The sequence below is a fragment of the Streptomyces sp. NPDC006687 genome (assembly GCF_040636215.1).
Lineage (GTDB): Bacteria > Actinomycetota > Actinomycetes > Streptomycetales > Streptomycetaceae > Streptomyces.
This window is the reverse complement of the sequence record NZ_JBEYJJ010000016.1, coordinates 81,352-97,171: the sequence shown is the minus strand read 5'-3', so window position 1 is coordinate 97,171 and position 15,820 is coordinate 81,352. Positions and strand designations below refer to the sequence as shown.

At 71.4% G+C, this 15,820-nt stretch carries 14 protein-coding genes, 1 tRNA gene and 1 pseudogene; 4 read left to right on the top strand and 12 right to left on the bottom strand.

The window, feature by feature from the left end; translation table 11 throughout:
• Position 1: 1 nt before the first annotated feature.
• Together ABZ716_RS20255 and ABZ716_RS20250 are read left to right on the top strand one after the other, a co-directional pair.
• On the top strand, positions 2–220 hold the full coding sequence (locus ABZ716_RS20255; protein ID WP_358960580.1) for a hypothetical protein: 219 nt from the start codon (positions 2–4) through the stop codon (positions 218–220).
• Positions 217–1,518, top strand: coding sequence for an MFS transporter (locus ABZ716_RS20250; protein ID WP_358960577.1), 1,302 nt, complete (start codon positions 217–219; stop codon positions 1,516–1,518). Before ABZ716_RS20255 ends, ABZ716_RS20250 begins: the two co-directional genes overlap by 4 nt.
• Here ABZ716_RS20250 and ABZ716_RS20245 read toward each other — a convergent pair.
• Both ABZ716_RS20245 and ABZ716_RS20240 read right to left on the bottom strand, forming a co-directional pair.
• Positions 1,448–2,245 carry a S16 family serine protease gene (locus ABZ716_RS20245; RefSeq protein ID WP_358960575.1) on the bottom strand — a complete coding sequence of 266 codons (798 nt, stop codon included), beginning with the start codon at positions 2,243–2,245 and terminating at the stop codon, positions 1,448–1,450. The genes ABZ716_RS20250 and ABZ716_RS20245 overlap by 71 nt on opposite strands.
• A 42-nt stretch (positions 2,246–2,287) precedes the next feature.
• Positions 2,288–2,929, bottom strand: coding sequence for a helix-turn-helix domain-containing protein (locus ABZ716_RS20240; RefSeq protein ID WP_007264382.1), 642 nt, complete (start codon positions 2,927–2,929; stop codon positions 2,288–2,290).
• A gap of 378 nt (positions 2,930–3,307) precedes the next feature.
• Between ABZ716_RS20240 and ABZ716_RS20235 the strand changes: the two genes are divergently transcribed.
• Entirely contained in the window at positions 3,308–4,330 is a 1,023-nt protein-coding gene (locus ABZ716_RS20235) for a hypothetical protein (protein WP_358810153.1), read from the top strand.
• 72 nt (positions 4,331–4,402) lie between these two features.
• Here the strand turns inward: ABZ716_RS20235 and ABZ716_RS20230 are convergent, their stop codons facing one another.
• The 4 genes and pseudogenes from ABZ716_RS20230 to ABZ716_RS20215 all read right to left on the bottom strand — a co-directional run bounded on the left by ABZ716_RS20230 (position 4,403) and on the right by ABZ716_RS20215 (position 8,860).
• Complete coding sequence (locus ABZ716_RS20230) at positions 4,403–6,190, bottom strand: DEAD/DEAH box helicase (RefSeq protein WP_351892433.1); 1,788 nt, start codon at positions 6,188–6,190, stop codon at positions 4,403–4,405.
• A 124-nt stretch (positions 6,191–6,314) separates the two neighbouring features.
• Positions 6,315–6,704 (bottom strand): annotated as a pseudogene (locus ABZ716_RS20225) (type II toxin-antitoxin system death-on-curing family toxin).
• 475 nt (positions 6,705–7,179) lie between these two features.
• Positions 7,180–7,362, bottom strand: a complete 183-nt coding sequence (locus ABZ716_RS20220) for a hypothetical protein (RefSeq protein WP_358960573.1) — start codon at positions 7,360–7,362, stop codon at positions 7,180–7,182.
• Positions 7,363–7,393: 31 nt separating this feature from the next.
• Positions 7,394–8,860 carry an MFS transporter gene (locus tag ABZ716_RS20215; protein ID WP_358960571.1) on the bottom strand — a complete coding sequence of 489 codons (1,467 nt, stop codon included), beginning with the start codon at positions 8,858–8,860 and terminating at the stop codon, positions 7,394–7,396.
• A gap of 183 nt (positions 8,861–9,043) precedes the next feature.
• Between ABZ716_RS20215 and ABZ716_RS20210 the strand changes: the two genes are divergently transcribed.
• Positions 9,044–9,115: transfer RNA gene (locus ABZ716_RS20210), tRNA-Cys, on the top strand.
• A 48-nt stretch (positions 9,116–9,163) separates the two neighbouring features.
• On the opposite strand, the gene ABZ716_RS20205 is transcribed toward ABZ716_RS20210, so the two are convergent.
• The 6 genes from ABZ716_RS20205 to ABZ716_RS20180 all read right to left on the bottom strand — a co-directional run bounded on the left by ABZ716_RS20205 (position 9,164) and on the right by ABZ716_RS20180 (position 15,782).
• On the bottom strand, positions 9,164–9,733 hold the full coding sequence (locus ABZ716_RS20205; protein WP_358960569.1) for a hypothetical protein: 570 nt from the start codon (positions 9,731–9,733) through the stop codon (positions 9,164–9,166).
• Between the two features lie 95 nt (positions 9,734–9,828).
• The gene (locus ABZ716_RS20200; protein ID WP_358960566.1) at positions 9,829–12,180 is read right to left on the bottom strand and encodes a hypothetical protein; all 2,352 of its coding nucleotides are present in this window, start codon (positions 12,178–12,180) and stop codon (positions 9,829–9,831) included.
• A gap of 16 nt (positions 12,181–12,196) precedes the next feature.
• Complete coding sequence (locus ABZ716_RS20195) at positions 12,197–12,610, bottom strand: hypothetical protein (protein WP_358960563.1); 414 nt, start codon at positions 12,608–12,610, stop codon at positions 12,197–12,199.
• 30 nt (positions 12,611–12,640) lie between these two features.
• Positions 12,641–13,801, bottom strand: a complete 1,161-nt coding sequence (gene mycP, locus ABZ716_RS20190; protein ID WP_358960560.1) for a type VII secretion-associated serine protease mycosin — start codon at positions 13,799–13,801, stop codon at positions 12,641–12,643.
• Between the two features lie 20 nt (positions 13,802–13,821).
• Positions 13,822–15,243: a hypothetical protein gene (locus ABZ716_RS20185; protein ID WP_358960557.1), complete on the bottom strand. Its 1,422-nt coding sequence runs from the start codon at positions 15,241–15,243 to the stop codon at positions 13,822–13,824.
• Positions 15,243–15,782, bottom strand: coding sequence for a DUF2563 family protein (locus ABZ716_RS20180; RefSeq protein WP_358810161.1), 540 nt, complete (start codon positions 15,780–15,782; stop codon positions 15,243–15,245). Before ABZ716_RS20180 ends, ABZ716_RS20185 begins: the two co-directional genes overlap by 1 nt.
• Between the last annotated feature and the right edge of the window lie 38 nt (positions 15,783–15,820).

The window sequence follows — 15,820 nt, the reverse complement described above, 5'->3', positions numbered from 1 at the left end:
CATGCACGCCTTCCCGCACGCCCGGATACACGCCGCCCGCACCGCCGAACTCGCCGCCGAGGCCGCCGCGTGGCGCCTCGCCCACGAAGCCGCCCCGGCGGCCCGCCCCGCCACGCCCGGCGCCCTGCGCGACCGGCTCGGTGAGGCCCTGGTCTCCGCCGGGACCCGCCTGATGCGCCCCGAGCACCTCCACGCCCGCGTCCACCGGCACGCCGCATGAGCCGGCGCCCCTTCGCAGCCGTCCTCGCCGCCAACACCGTCTCCATCGCCGGGAGTTCGCTCACCCTGATCGGCGTCCCGTGGTTCGTGCTCCAGACCACGGGCAGCGCCGGACGGGCCGGCGCCGTCGCCTTCTGCGCCACCCTGCCCGTCATCGTCGCGGCCCTGGTCGGCGGCCCGGTCATCGACCGGCTCGGCCGCCGCCGGGTCTCCGCCGTCTCCGACGTGGTCTGCGCCGCCTCGGTCGGCGCGATCCCGCTGCTGCACTACGCGGGGCTGCTGGAGTTCTGGATGCTGTGCGCGTGCATGGCCCTCGGCGGCCTCGTGCACACCCCCGGCATGACCGCCCGCTCGGTGCTGCTGCCCAGCCTCGCCGAGCACGCGGGAACCACCGTCGCCCGGGCGGCCAGCCTCTACGACGGCGTCTCGCGCGGAGCCCGGATGACCGGGGCGGCGGTGGCCGGCCTGCTCATCGCCGTCCTCGGCGCGGAGACCGTCCTGCTGGTGGACGCCGCCACCTTCGCGGTCTCCGCCCTGCTGGTCTCCGCCTTCCTGCGCGGGGTCCCGGCCGCCGAACCCCAGCGCGGCCTCGGCCGGCCCTCGTTCGCCGTCTACCGGGCCGAACTCGCCGAGGGCTGGCGCTTCCTGACCGGCTCCCGCCTCCTGCTGGGCGTCACCTTCATGGTGATGACGACCAACGGCCTGGACCAGGGCTGGTCCTCCGTCCTCCTGCCGGTCCACGGCCGCGAGGACCTCGGCGGCGCCACCACCCTCGGCCTGATGATCTCCCTCTTCGGCGGCTTCGCCGTGCTCGGCGCGCTCCTCTACGGGGTGTGGGGCGAACGCTTCCCGCGCCGGGCGGTGTTCGCGGCCGCCTTCCTCGTCTCCGGCGCCACCCGCTACGTGGTCGCCGCCCTCACCGGCACCCCGCTCCCCCTCGCGGTGACCATGGCCCTGGCGGGCCTGGGCGCGGGGATGCTGAACCCCATCCTGACGACCGTCATCTACGAGCGGGTGCCCGAGGAACTGCGCAGCCGGGTCTCCGGGGTGACCACGGCGGGCTGCGAGCTGGCCATGCCGGTGGGCGGTCTCGCGGCGGGCCTCCTGGTGGACGGCTTCGGCATCACCCGGGCCCTCCTCGCCTTCGGCGGCGTCTACTTCCTGACCACGCTGAGCCCGCTCCTGTTCCCCGCCTGGCGGGAGATGGACACCAGGCAGCCGGCCCCCGTCAGCAGGACGGAACGCCCTGCCCCCGGTTCAGCGCCCGCAGAGCGTTCACCGCATCCGACAGCGAGGTGACGGGCACCAGCTGAAGCCCGGCGGGCAGCTCGGACTTCGCGTCCGCGCACTCGGCCTTCGGGACGAGGAAGACGCTCGCCCCGTCGCGGCGGGCGGCCTGGGTCTTCAGGCCGACCCCGCCGACCGCGCCGACCGTCCCGTCCGCGCTGATGGTTCCCGTACCGGCGATGGTGCGGCCGCCGGTGAGGTCGCCGCCGCTTCCGTCACCGTCGATCTTGTTCACGATGCCGAGGGTGAAGAGCAGGCCGGCGCTGGGGCCGCCGACGTCGGCGAGGTTGAGGTCGACCTTGACCGAGTTGGGGTCCTTGTGGAGGTAGCCGAGCGCGGCGTCCTTGGCGGACGACTGCGAGGCGGTCATTTCCTCCAGGTTGTGCTGCTCGATCTGCTGGTCGCTTCCGCCGGAGGGATAGACCGCCTCGCGGGGCATGACCGCCTCGTCACCGCGGAACCAGTGGTCGACGAGCTGGTGCAGCCGCATCGTCGAGGAGGGGCCGGTGGCCCGGATGGTGGTCATGCGCAGCTGGCCCCTGGTCTCCCGGACCGGGGCGCCGGTGACGGTGATGACCGGCTTGCCCTGGTCGGAGCCCAGTACGTCGGCCGTGGGCCCCGGGACGGCCACCACGAACGGCAGCGGGGCGAGGGCCGCGACGGCGAACAGCGCCAGGACGGGCGCGGCGCAGACGGCGAGGGCGGTGGGGCGCGGCAGACGTGTGAGGCGAGAGAGCACCCGGTCAATCTACCGACCCGGACCCTCCGGACCGCGCCGCCGTCAGCGCAGGGCGTCGGCGACCTCGCGGGCCGCGTCGACCACGCGCGGGCCGACCCGCTCCGGTACGGCGTCGGCGAGCATCACGACGCCCACGCTGCCCTCCAGGCCGGTGATGCCGACCAGCGGCGCCGCGGCGCCGCTCGCGCCCGCTTCGAGTTCGCCGTGGGTGAGGGTGTAGCCCGGCTCGATGAGGGAGCCCTGACGGGCGGCCAGGATGGCCCGGCCGGCCGCGCCGCGGTCCAGCGGGTGGCGGAAGCCGGCCCGGTAGGCGACGTGGTAGTCCGTCCAGGTGGGCTCGACGACGGCCACGGCGAGCGCCTCCGTCCCGTCCACGAGGGTCAGGTGCGCGGTGGCCCCGATGTCCTCGGCGAGGGAGCGCAGGGCGGGCAGGGCGGCCTCCCGCACCAGCGGGTGGACCTGCCGGCCCAGCCGCAGCACGCCGAGCCCCACGCGGGCACGGCCGCCGAGGTCGCGGCGGACCAGGGCGTGCTGCTCCAGCGTGGCGAGCAGCCGGTAGACCACCGTGCGGTTGACGCCGAGCCGGTTGGAGAGCTCGGTCACGGTCAGCCCGTGGTCGGTGTCGGCGAGCAGCTTGAGGACTCTCAGCCCTCGGTCGAGAGTCTGGGAGGTTTCCGCGGTCACGACGCCTCTCCCTACTGTGTCGTCGGTGGACGGCGGTGACTCTCATGAAACGCAGCGCTGCCGGTCCCTCGGCGACGCACGGAGAGGCCGCCGGTAGCGGCCATGGCACCGGCTGCGCTCCCGCGGCGGCGCTGCCACGGGGCGTTCGATGCGGGGACAGTAGCGAGCGGGTCCGCTCAGCGGAAGACCTCGTCCAGAATCCGGTCGCCTCCTGGCGTTTTACGCGGATTTCGTCGCGTGCCTCTACCGATTCGTGATGTATTCCCTTCGAAAATCAACTGACCCCTCTACTACTGTGAGCGCTGATCACGTTCAAAAAGATCTGGGGGGCGGGCGGGGACACGAGGCTCCCGCAGCCACACAGGGGGAGAAGCAATCGTGAACCTGAAGCGCATGGCGGTCGTCGCGGCCGCCGCAGTCGTGGGCCCGACGGTCCTCATGGCCACGCCCGCGATGGCCGACGAGGCCAAGAACACCGCCGTCACCACTCCGGACGCGGCTCCCAAGGGCGACTCCGCCGCCGCCGAGACCCCGGCCGCCCCGGCCGCGGACACGGCGAAGCCGGCCGTCGAGACCCCGGCCCCGGCGAAGGACGCCAAGCCCGCCGCCGAGAAGCCGGCCCCGGCTCCGGCCAAGCCGGCCCCCGCCCCGGTGGACGAGGACGACCTCGCGCCCACCGGCCCGGTCCTCGGCCTGGGCGGCGTCCCGTCCTCCTTCAAGGCCGGCGGCGACTGGACGAACATCACCGTCAAGGTCGACAACTCCAAGGGCAAGGCGCAGGAGAGCTACGTGCTCGTCCTGGCCGTCGCCGACGAGGCGCAGAAGCTCAGCGCCAAGGACGTCCACGTCCAGCTCTACTACCAGGGCGGCTGGCACGACGTCCAGGTCATCAGCGACGAGGGCACCCCCGTCGCCCTGCTGACCGACGACGTGGAGATCCCGGCCAAGCAGCTGAGCCTCCAGGTCCGCGTCAAGTTCAACGCGGGCGCGCCGCAGGGCAACATCGCCATCGCGGTGGCCGGCGGCAGCAACGTGGACGAGAACGTCTACTCGGGCACCGCCTGGGCCGAGTCGAAGATCGTCTCCGGCAGCACCAACGGCGGCGGCAACACGGGCGGCAACACCGGTGGCCACACGGGCGGTAACACCGGTGGCGACACCGGCGGCACCCACACCGGTGGCGGCAACGACACCAAGCCGAACGGCGGCGGCACCACCACGCCGATCGTCGACCACACCACCGGCGGCACCACGGGCACCGGCACCACCGCCGGTGGCCAGCTCGCCGAGACCGGCGCGGACGCCGCCACCACCTGGGCGCTCGGCGCCGGCGGTGTGGCCCTCGCCATGGGTGCGGCCCTGGTCGCCGGCACCGGCCGGCGTCGCCGCGTCACCTCCTGACCCACAGGACATAGGAGCGGGGTCCGTGCGCAGCCGCGCACGGACCCCGCTTCCCGTTTCAGGGGCGGCCGCTCACCGCATCCGGGTGGCCCACTCCTGCACCTTCTTGATCCGCTCCTTCAGCTGCCCCGCCGTCGCCTCCGCGCTCGGCGGCCCGCCGCACACCCGGCGCAGCTCGGTGTGGATCACCCCGTGCGGCTTGCCGCTCTGGTGGACGTACGCGCCCACCATCGTGTTCAGCGACTTGCGCAGCTCCAGCAGCTCCTTGTGCGAAACCACCGGCCGCCGCTCGGCCGGCAGCTCCAGCAGATCCGCCTCCGCGTCCGGCCTGCGCCGGCTGTGCGCGATCTGCCGCGACTGCCGCTTCTGGAGCAGCAGCTGGACCTGGTCCGGCTCCAGCAGGCCCGGGATGCCGAGGTAGTCCTGCTCCTCCTCGCTGCCCGGGTGGGCCTGCATACCGAACTCGGCGCCGTCGTAGAGGACCCGGTCGAAGACGGCGTCGGATTCGAGGGCCTCGAAGGACATCTGCTCGTCCTCCCCGGTGTCCTCGTCCTCCTGCCGGTTCGCCTCCTCCATCTCCTTCTCGGACTCGGCGTACGGGTCGTCGTCCTCGCCCGCCTTCTTCGGCCGGTCGAGGACGTGGTCGCGCTCGACCTCCATCTCGTTGGCGAAGCCGAGCAGGTAGGGGATCGTCGGAAGGAACACGGACGCCGTCTCGCCGCGCCTGCGCGATCGCACGAAGCGGCCGACGGCCTGCGCGAAGAACAGCGGGGTCGAGATCGTCGTCGCGTACACGCCCACCGCGAGGCGGGGCACGTCGACGCCCTCGGACACCATCCGCACCGCGACCATCCAGCGGTCGTCGTTCGCGCTGAAGGTGTCGATGTGCTTCGAGGCGCCCGCGTCGTCGGACAGCACGAGGGTGGCCTTCGTCCCGGTGATCTCCCGGATGAGCTTGGCGTAGGCGCGGGCCGAGTCCTGGTCGGAGGCGATGACGAGGCCGCCCGCGTCCGGGATGCCCTTGCGGACCTCCGTCAGCCGCTGGTCGGCGGCGCGCAGCACATTCGGCATCCAGTCGCCGCGCGGGTCCAGCGCCGTGCGCCACGCCTGCGAGATGGCGTCCTTGGTCATCGGCTCGCCGAGGCGGGCCTCGATCTCGTCGCCCGCCTTGGTGCGCCAGCGCATGTTGCCGCTGTAGGACAGGAAGATCACGGGCCGGACGACCCCGTCGCCGAGGGCGTTGCCGTAGCCGTACGTGTAGTCGGCGGAGGAGCGGCGGATGCCGTCGTTGCCCTCCTCGTACGTCACGAACGGGATCGGGTTGGTGTCGGAGCGGAACGGGGTGCCGGTCAGGGCCAGGCGGCGGGTCGCCGGGTCGAACGCCTCCAGGCACGCCTCGCCCCAGGACTTGGAGTCGCCCGCGTGGTGGATCTCGTCCAGGATCACCAGGGTCTTGCGCTGCTCGCAGCGGTTGCGGTGCAGCATGGGGCGTACGCCGACACCGGCGTAGGTGACGGCGACGCCGTGGTAGTCCTTGCTCAGGGGCCCGGCGGAGTAGTCCGGGTCGAGCCGGATGCCTATGCGGGCGGCGGCTTCCGCCCACTGCTTCTTCAGGTGCTCGGTCGGCGCGACCACGGTCACCTGCTGCACCACGTGGTGGTGCAGCAGCCAGGAGGCCAGGGTCAGCGCGAAGGTGGTCTTGCCGGCGCCGGGGGTGGCGACGGCGAGGAAATCCCGGGGCTGGGTCTGGATGTACTTCTCCAGCGCCCCCTGCTGCCAGGCACGCAGCTTGCTGGCGGTGCCCCACGGCGCACGGCCGGGGAAGGCGGGTGAGAGGTGGTGGGAGGCGGTAGTAGTCACGGTCTCCGGCTCGGGCTCTCGGCGGCGGTCGTACGTCGTACTCAGGACAACCGGGCCACCTTACCCGCGCCGCGGCACCGCCCGCGGGGGGACAGGCCCGTGACCTCGGGCAGTGCGGCGAGCGTCACACCGCGAGCAACTCCCGCAGCCCGTCGGCGATCACGGGCACCTCGGCGAGGACCCCGGAGGCCACGGCGACCACCAGGTCGTACGCCGCGTCCTGGTCGACGGCGGCCGGATCGGCCCCGTTCAGGGCGAGGAAGGTCGCGGCGGCGAGCCAGGCGGTGCGCTTGTTCCCGTCGACGAGGGGGTGGTTCGTGGCGATGCCGTGCAGCAGGGCGGCGGCCTGCTCGTGGAGCCCGGTGTAGGCGGGTACGCCAAACTCCCCCAGCTACCGCTGCGAGGGGCCCCCAGCGGCCCGAGGCCGGTGCACGGCGGACTCCAGCAGCCCGGGGGCCCGCACCTCGACCGGCTGGTCCTGCACGAGGCAGGCGTACCGGGCGAGCCCGAGCACCTCGGCGAGCGTGAGGTACCGGACCCCGGGCCCGCCCGGCTCGGGGGCGCCGGCTGCCGTGACACCGGAGCTCCGGCCTCCGGCACGGGGCGGGGGCACGGCACCGGGCGCGGCCGGGACGGCCGGGAGCTCGCCGGCCGACGGGCTCGGGGCAACCACGTCGCCGGCACCGGCCGCGCTTACGGCCACGGGACCGGGCTCGGGCGGCGGCACAGCGGCGGCGCCCGGGACAGCCGGGACCCCGCCGACCGACGGGCCCGGGGCAGCCGCGTCACCGGCACCGGCCGCACCCGAGACGGCCAGGGCGCCGCCGACCCACGGACTCGGGACAGCCGCGTCCCCGGCACCGGCCACGAGCCCGCGCCCCGGCGGCGGCACAGTGGCGGCGGCGCCCGGGACGGCCGGGCGGTGGGGAGCTGCGTCGCCGCCCCCGCGGCTCACGGCTTGCGCCTGCCCCGTCATGCGCCGAGCCGCTTCAGCAGGGGGCGTGCAGGAGGGCCAGGCGCTCCGCGGTGGCGGCGACGCGGGCGCGCTCCCGGCGCAGGTGGTCCCGTACGGCCGCCACGGCGTGCTCCTCGGGCGTGGAGCCGGTGGCGTCGGCGAGATCGGCCAGTTCCGCGTGCTCGGTCTCGGAGAGCCGGATGACCAGTTCGTTCATCCGCGCAGCCCACGGCGGACCCGCCCGCCGCTCAGCCGGTTTTCGCCGCCGGGCGCTCCTGCAGCCGGGTCGCCACCCAGGCGCCGACCAGCGCGACGCAGGCCATCGGGAGGAAGACCACCAGGAACGCCGCCGGACGCGAGACGCCACCCGGCGTGCCGGTCAGGTGCCCGGCCCCCACCGCTCCCCCGCCCAGCGCGGCGAACGCCGCCCCGACGGCCGCCAGCAGCACCACGTTGGCCAGCGCGTCGGAGATCTGGAGCGCGGCGGAGTTCGCGCCCGCCTCCTCCGGCGCCGACAGCTTCAGCAGCAGCACGCTCGTCGAGCCGATCACCAGCCCCATTCCCAGGGAGCCCACGGCCCACGCCACGGCCGGCGTCCACACCGGCACCGACTCCACCAGCACCGCCGGAGCCGCGAGGATCCCCAGCGCCACCATCAGCATCCCCGCCACCATCAGCCGCTCCCGGTACGGCTCCGTCCGCGCCTGTGACTGCACCCACGAACCCGTCGCCCACGTGACCCCGCCGAGCGCCAGCGAGAACCCGGCCAGGGTCGGGCTGAGCCCGCGCTGGGTGACCAGCATCAGCGGCACGAAGCTCTCCGCCCCGATGAAGGCCCCGGCCGCCACCCCGCGCAGCAGCACCACGGACGGCAGCCCGCGCCACGCCCGGTACGTCCCGCGCGGCAGCAGCCCCCGCACCGCCGGCACCAGCAGGGCCACGCCGACGGCGCCGGGCAGCAGCGACAGCCACCGCAGGTCCTGGGCGGCGTACTGGAGCAGCCCGGCGCCCACCGAGATCCCGAGGGCCAGCCGGATCCGCCGCCGGTCGAACCCGGCGGGCGCCGCCCCGCCGGTGTCCACCGGCCCGGAGGCGGTCCGCCGGATCGCCGGCAGCGCCACGATCAGCGGTACGACGACCAGCACGGGGATCCCCAGGAACACCCACCGCCAGCCGAGCCGCTCGGTGACCGTCCCGGCGGCCAGCGGCCCGACGATGGACGGCACCACCCAGCTCGCGGCGAAGGCCGCCATGATCGCGGGCCGCAGCCGCTCCTCGTAGGCCCGGCTGACGACGACGTACAGCGCGACGATGACCAGCCCGCCCCCGAACCCCTGCACGGCCCGCCCCAGCACGAACACCCCCATGACGGTGGCGGTCCCGGAACACACCAGCCCGGCGGCGAACCCCCCGATCCCCACGGCCAGCGGCCGCAACGGCCCCTGCCGGTCGGCCCACTGGCCGGAGAGGACCATGCCGAGGAGGCTGGTGGTGAAGTAGGCGGAGAACCCGAAGGCGTAGAGCCCGATCCCGTCCAGCTCCCGCGCGGCGACGGGCATCGCGGTCCCGACGGCGGTGGCCTCGAAGGCGACGAGGAAGATCACGGAGATGATCCCGACGCTCAGCGTCCGATAGGCCGGCCCCAGAATGCCGCCGCCCGGCGGCCGGGGCGGGGCGGCGGAGGACTCTGCTATCCGGGGTTCAAGAGCGCTCATCGCCCCAGAGTAAGGTGCGCGACCAGGACACGCCCCTGTCAATTGGTCCCATCCCGAGGGGTCCGCCCGACCTAGGCCGAAGGTCCCGTGTGAACGCGACATGGCAGTCACATTGCACGCCTCGCGCCCCTCTTCCGGACGGCCGGGGACGCCCGTAGCGTCGCCCCCAGTGCACCACAGCACGGCCGTGTGCCCGAGTGGTTGAGGGACTCGCCTGCAAAGCGAGTTACGCCGGTTCGATTCCGGTCACGGCCTCCGCGAGGCGTCGAGGGGCCGCCCGGGGAACCATCCCCCGAGCGGCCCTCAGCCCGCCGGCAGTTCGGCGGCCCGGGCGGGGAGCCCGCCGTCGTCCACACACCGCAACTCCTTCGCCACGGCGAGGGCGGCGGAGTGGGTGATGGCTAGATAGTCGGGGCGGAGGACTTCCTCGCCTTTACTCTCCTGCCATCGCTCCTGGAACAGCACCCTGACCCGCAGGGGAATGTCCGGAGTGGACCCTACGCGGGGGCTGACACAGTCGTACTCGAGGTAGACGAGCTTCCGTTCCCGAGTGGACACCTGAACACCCTGGCCGCCGAGGTCGAAACGGTCCCGCTTACTTGAGGCCGTGAAACGGACCATCGCCGACGGGATGTACTGGCGCCCTCCCGACCCCGCAACCTCGCAAGTCGACTGAGGCATCTGGCGAATCTTGTCGCCAGACCTGTACGCGTTCTCCATCGCCTGCGCCACGTCCCTGACGTCTGGGTCCCGCTTCTCGTTCCGGAGCAGGAACTCCTTGGATTCGAGGACCCGCTCCAGCGCCCTGCCTCCGTCACCGGGAAACAGCCCGGCACAGACCTGATCGGCAGCAACCCTCGTCACGGTCGGCACGGGGGCCGGCCGCTCCGCCGTTCCACCTGAACAAGCCACCGTCGCAGCGGCGAAGAGGATCGCGCCTCCCAGGGGGCGCCTCGCCCTTCGGCGGTTCACTTGACACCCTTGGTCTGTGACTCGTGGCCCTGCTGACGGCTAATGGAGTTGCCCTGTTCGTAGCCGAGGCGCATCGACTCGATGAAATCGTTTCCGAAGTCACTGTGGGGTGCGACGTCATGTCGGGCCATGAACGCCCTCATGGGCGCCTCGGCACTGTGCTCTCCCGCCTGGAACATCGCTTTGTTGGTGTCATGCGTCTCGCCGTCGATCTTGTCCTTGTGCTTCTCCTTGGCCTCGTCCGACCACTCGCCGATGACCTGCCCGGCAGCCTGTTCCACAAGTCCCGTACCCGTATCCACTGCCAGGGGGACGGCGACCGCCGCCACGCCTGCCGCAGCCGCCGTAGCGGGCAGGAAGGCGACGCCGGCCGCAATGGCGGCCGTGGTGCCGAACTCGACCCAAGAGGAGCTCTGCTCGTGTGCCTTCTCGTACGCCTCGTGCTTCTTCTCCCCGACGCCCTTGACCTGTTCCGCCCGGGATTCGTCGAGAATGCCCTGCACCTCGGCGCTGGTCCGGATCGTTGCCCGGGCGCGGCCCTCGTCGATCACGCCATCATGCACTCCTTGGCTCTCCAGCACACTCGCTGAGTAGACACGTTCAGCGGTTGACACCGTTGCATAGGCATCAGGGTGCTGCCCCAGGGCGGCCAAGAGGTCACGGGCTTCGCTGCGTGCGAGCTGCGCATGGGCTTGCCGATCTCCAGCCGAAGGGGCGAAGACGCTGTCTTCCCCTTCGTTGCTGAGCCCCTTGTTCACGTCGTCGATGTATCCGGCGGTGATGTTCCCCAGGCTGTCCGCGAGGATCTCCTGATGCTTGAGCAGTCCGGCGTCTCCGCCGTATTTCAGCGCTACTGCCTCCATGACGTGCGCCCCCACCACAGTCCGGTGCAGTTCCGGCTTGGGGTCGTCCCAGGCGTGGCCGAGAGTGGCCGCTTCCAAGGCATGCCCCAGGGCGTCGGGCATGTAGTTGTTGACCTTGTTCAGGTCGTCGGGGTTCATGCCCTCCGTGTCGATGGCGGAGTGGTACTTCTCGTTGGCGAAGAAGTCGAGGTAGCTGGCGATCGGCTTTCCCTTGGCGTCCTTGCCTAGGTCGGCGTCGCCCGCGCGTGGCGTCCCGTCCTCGTTGTACGAGGGAAGGTGCGTGCGCTCCGGGTCGAAGAACTGGGCCGACGCCTCCGGGCTGTGGCCGAGGGCCTCCAGGAAGCTCACCACCGGGTCGTAGCCGGCACCGTTGATCCCGGAGGGGTTCAGCATGTTCTTGCCGTAGCCGTTGAGCTGGCGGGTTCCGGTGAAGAAGTCCGGGTTCTTGGCGTGGATCTGCGTCGCGTGCTCGGCGATCGGGACCAGGAACTTCGGGTCGTAGTTCCCGTAGCGCATGATCCCGCCGAGCAGCTGGTACCCGTACGGCGGGTTCTGGTCGTAGCGGGCCAGGGGGATCGGCTGGGTGCCCAGTCGGCGCAGCTCCGCCGCGTAGCTGTCGGGGAGGTGCGGTTCGGTGGTGGAGCGGGTGGCCGTGGCGAGGTTGAGGCCCAGGTTCTGCTGGAGCTCCTGGACGTCCTTCAGCCGCTGCTCGTCGAGCTTTCCGTACTCGTAGGTGTCGGTCGCCATGGTGCCGAAGAACTGGAGTGCGCCCTTGGGGCCGAGGTTCCCGTAGAAGGCGGTGGAGAACTCCGGGACCTTGGCGTTGTCGGCCAGGAGTTCGTTGAGTTCCGCGAGCTCGGCGTGTGAGAGGTCGCGGCCCTTCCTCGCGAGGTCGGTCGCGCGGCCGGCCTGTTCGGCGGCGAGGCCGGAGTACCTCGGAGCACTGAAGTTGTGGTCCTCGGCGACGTTGGCGTTGAGCAGGCGGGTCAGCGACTGGTCCACGTCGTCACAGGCGTCGATGAGGGCATCGATCTTCGCCTGCCACAGCCCCTGGTTGACGCGGAGGGACTGCTGGTAGTCGAAATCGTGCCGGGCCGCGTTGCGGTCCGCGGCGGAGGTAAGGGGTACCGGTGCGACCTTCCCCTTCGCGTCGACCTGAAAGCCCGCGGCGGGGGCCTCCTCCTCGGCGATCTTCCTCAGCTGGTCGCGGGAGGTTTTGAAGGTGTCGTGGCCCTGGGTGAGCGCTTGATGGATGCCCTTGGCTTCTTTGGCCGCGTCCTGGAACTCCTTGGCCGTCTTGTCGACGAAGGGCCGTGCCACACCGGCGGTGACCCCGCTCCATTGGGCCTGGTCGGACTTGGCCTTCATCCCGCTGCGGGCGGCCTCGGCCAGTTCCTCCAGCTTGGCGGCCATCGCCTGCCAGTCGCGGACGGCGGTGGCGAGCTTGTCGATGGGGGCGTTCAGGACGTTCTCGTACGTCAGCACGGCCGCGTGCCTTTCCCTACTTGAGGTACTCGTCGATCTTGGAGGCGGTGAACTCGGCGTAGAGGTGCTGCTCGTCCTTGGCGTGGGAGGAGAGGGAGTAGTTGAGGCCGTTGGAGATCTGCGCGCAGGCGGAGACGAGTGTCTTGACCTGGCTCTCCCAGCGGCTGTTCGCCTTGGCGAGGGCGGCCCCGCTGGCGAAGCCCTCCCGCGAGAGCGCACCGGCCGCCTCGCCGGAGGCGGTGGCGGCGTGCTTGCCGTCGGTCTGGAGACGGGAGTGGAGCTTGTACGCCTCGCTGCCGACGGCGCCGATGTGGTCCTGGTTCAGCTCCAGGTCGGCGCCGGAGGCGGGGGAGGCTGCCTGGTTGAGGCGCATGGAGATGTTGGCCGCGGCGGTGGCGCGGGCGGCGGACCACTCCTCTTCGAAGGACATACCGTGCACTCCCCTCGGGGTCGGGTCAGGTCAGCGCTTGGCCCGGCGTACGACGACCGCGGTGACGGCTCCACCGATGACAACGCAGGCTCCGAGTCCGAGGGCGATCCAGGGCGGACCGCCACCGTCGGACTTTTTTACCGCAGCTTGGGGCTGCGGCGCAGGCGATGGCGTGATCTTTCCCCCGGGAGGGGGGGTGCCGGCCCCGGCGGCGGCGAGATCGGGGAGGGGGTAGACGTCCGGCGGACCGGGGTCGCCGGGGGTGGGCAGCGCGACGCGGGGTCGGACGACGCCGTAGCCGATGTAGTCGTTCCGCTGGGCACCGTCGACGGGCTTGCCGGCGGTGTTGAGAAGGACGCGGAGGATCTGGTTGTTGGTCCAGGTGGGGTGGGCGGACCAGAGGAGGGCGGCGGAGGCGGAGGCCAGGGCTGTGGCGTCGCTGGTGCCGTGGCTGTTACAAAGCCCCGTACTGCCGTCGCATGCGCCAAGGATGTCGACCCCGGGGGCAGCCATGTCCACCGCAGCGTTGTGCGTCGACTCCTGGGTGGCGGCGCCGTCGGCATCGACGGCGCCAACGCCGACCACACCGGGAACACCGGCTGGATAATTGAGTTGTGTTCCCCCATCGTTACCAGAGGCAGCGAAGATCAATTTGCCCTTGTTCAGCGCGTATTTAACAGCCCCCCTCAGCTGCTCACCGTCACTCCAACCCAGAGAAATATTGAGGATCTTCGCGTCGGAATCTGCCGCAAACCGAATGGCGTCAGCCAAAGTGTTATTTGCAGAGACACCATTTCCGTTCATGTCCACCCGCAGCGATCGAATCTTGGCATCGGGCGCCAAGCCGAATGCACTTTCCACTCCACCCGGCCCCTTCCCGGTGCCGACGATGAGCGCAGCCATGCCCGTACCGTGATTCTTGTAGTCCGTGCGTTCATCACCGTCAATCGGGTCCGGCGCAAAGTCTTTGCCGGGCAGTACTTGCCCTTCGAGCTCAGGGATGCGAGCGACACCGGTGTCAATCACTGCAACGGTGACGCCCTTGCCTGTACTGAGCTTCCAGATGTCGGTGGCCTTCATGACATCGAGATGCCACTGCTTGGGTCGGACTGTTCCCGCGTGCGCTGGCAGCGTCGCGACCCAAACCAGCAGCAGACCGGCAAGGGCCGAGGCCACCTTCCGCGTGCGCATCCCGTCAACGTCCGTTCTGCTCAGTCGATCACTGGTGGAACAACGCGTCGGTTGTCCTGCCAGGTCTCTTCGTCCTCGTCCAGGTAATCGGGCCTGGAGCCCCTCTGGTCTCCACCCCGTCTACTCAGAGTCTGGGAAACGGTGCTGCCATGGCCGACCGCGCCAACGCCAGCCCCATTGCGGACAAGGCCCGACCCGCCTTGGGTAAACGGCTGGCCACCAGCTGCGGCCTGACGCCCCCCGACCACGCCTCCCGGTTCCACGGCTAGTCTCCGACCAGTCGCCGGACCGGCCGTAGTGCCGTGTGCACCACCAAAGCCGCCTCCCATCATGCCGGGCATCCCACGGCCGCCGCCCGTGGGTGGCCCTTCAGCTCCGATCACGGTGCCTCGCGGGATACCCGCTCCGGGTCCGCTGGTAGCGATCTGTCGACCACCCACGATGCCGGCATCGCGCGGCGACGGAACCGGGATGCCGCCCTCCTTGCCACCACTGCCGACAGGACCCCGCGTTGCGGGCAGCGGGCCGCCGCCCGGCAACGGCGGTCCACCGATTATCGGCGAAGTCAGAGGTGCAACAGGGAAGCTGGGAGGGTTCCCACCAGTCCCACCCGGTCCGGGGCCGACGGGCGGACCAGGAATCGGGGGCACAGTCTTGTCGGGAGGCGCGGAGACGTGATCGAGATCCACGTCTCCGCCACGGTCGGGGAGCACAGGCGTCAGGATCGGCTCTGGCGCGGGAGTTGGAGCGCTGTCCGGCAGGGGGGAGTGGCCGGACACATGGCTGGGTCCGTTCGGTGGGGCACTGTACAAGGGCTCCGCGGCCTGGTAGGAAGAGCCGACAGCAGCAGCACTTGCGGAACCATCACCGCCTCGTACGACGTCAGAACTCTGCCAAAGCGCCGCTGGCGGATCGAAGTCCCTCGGCGGCGGCGGAAACGTCGGGGGCTCCGTGCGGCTCAGTTGGGTCGCCGAGGCTTCGTAAGACTGGGCCAGTTTTGTGAGTTGTTGGATCGCCTGCTGATGGTCCGTCGTGAGTTTGGTGTGGGACGTCTGGGCTAGTTGTTGGGCGTCCGGGTCGTTGTGGGCGGTGCGGGCCGCCGCCAGGTCGTCGGCTGCTGCCCTGTCGTACTTTGGGGTATTGGCCTTGACCTCGACCATCGTCTGGGCCGCGTGCGTCAGCCAGGTGCTGCCCGCCTCGCTGTAGTCGCCCAGCGACAGGGTGGCGTTGCCCGTGCTGCGCAGCCACACTTCGAGGGCGTGGGCGGCCTCGCCCTCCCAGCCCGACGGCTTGTGGTCCTTGAGGCTCTTGCCGATCTCCTTGATGGCCTTCGCCGCCTCCGCCAGCTGCGTCGCGCGCGCCTTGACCGTCTCCGGGTCGAGGGAGGCGATCATCGCGAGGAGCTGTTCGTGCGAGTAGCCCTCGAAGTTCGTCGTCGCCATCAGATCGTGCCCTTCGACGTGCTCGGAGCGGGCGCCGCGGGGGTCGGGGCGGAGGAGCCCTGGTGCTGCTGCTGGGCTTCCTTCTGCTGCCGGCCGAGGGGGTCGCGGTCCTCCACGTACTCCTCCTTCGAGCGCCTGATGAGGGCCCGCATCCTCGCCTGCGTGTCCTCGTCGACTCCGGCGTAGCCCCTGCCCGCCGTCAGGACGGCGATGCCGAGCGCCTCGATCTGCCCGGCCAGGCCCTGCGACAGCTTCTGGAGCTCGCTGTGGACCGTGTGGTACGCCGTGGACAGGGCGTCCGCCTCCGCGAAGCCCGTGCCGAGGGTGCCGGCGGGGAGGGTGCCGTGGGCGAGCTTGCGGGCGTTCGCCTCCGAGCCGTCCAGGGTCTTCAGCAGGGCGTCGACCCGGTTCTTGTAGGCGGTCATCGACTCGTACTCGACCGCGAGCGCCTCCGCCTGGCGCATCACCGCATCCGCCACGCCCGCCGCGACGCCGGCTCCGGCGCCGCTCAGCGGCCCCGGAGCGTTGTCCCCTGCCATGCCGAACTCCCCCCGCGTGTGCGTACGGACGCCGTGCC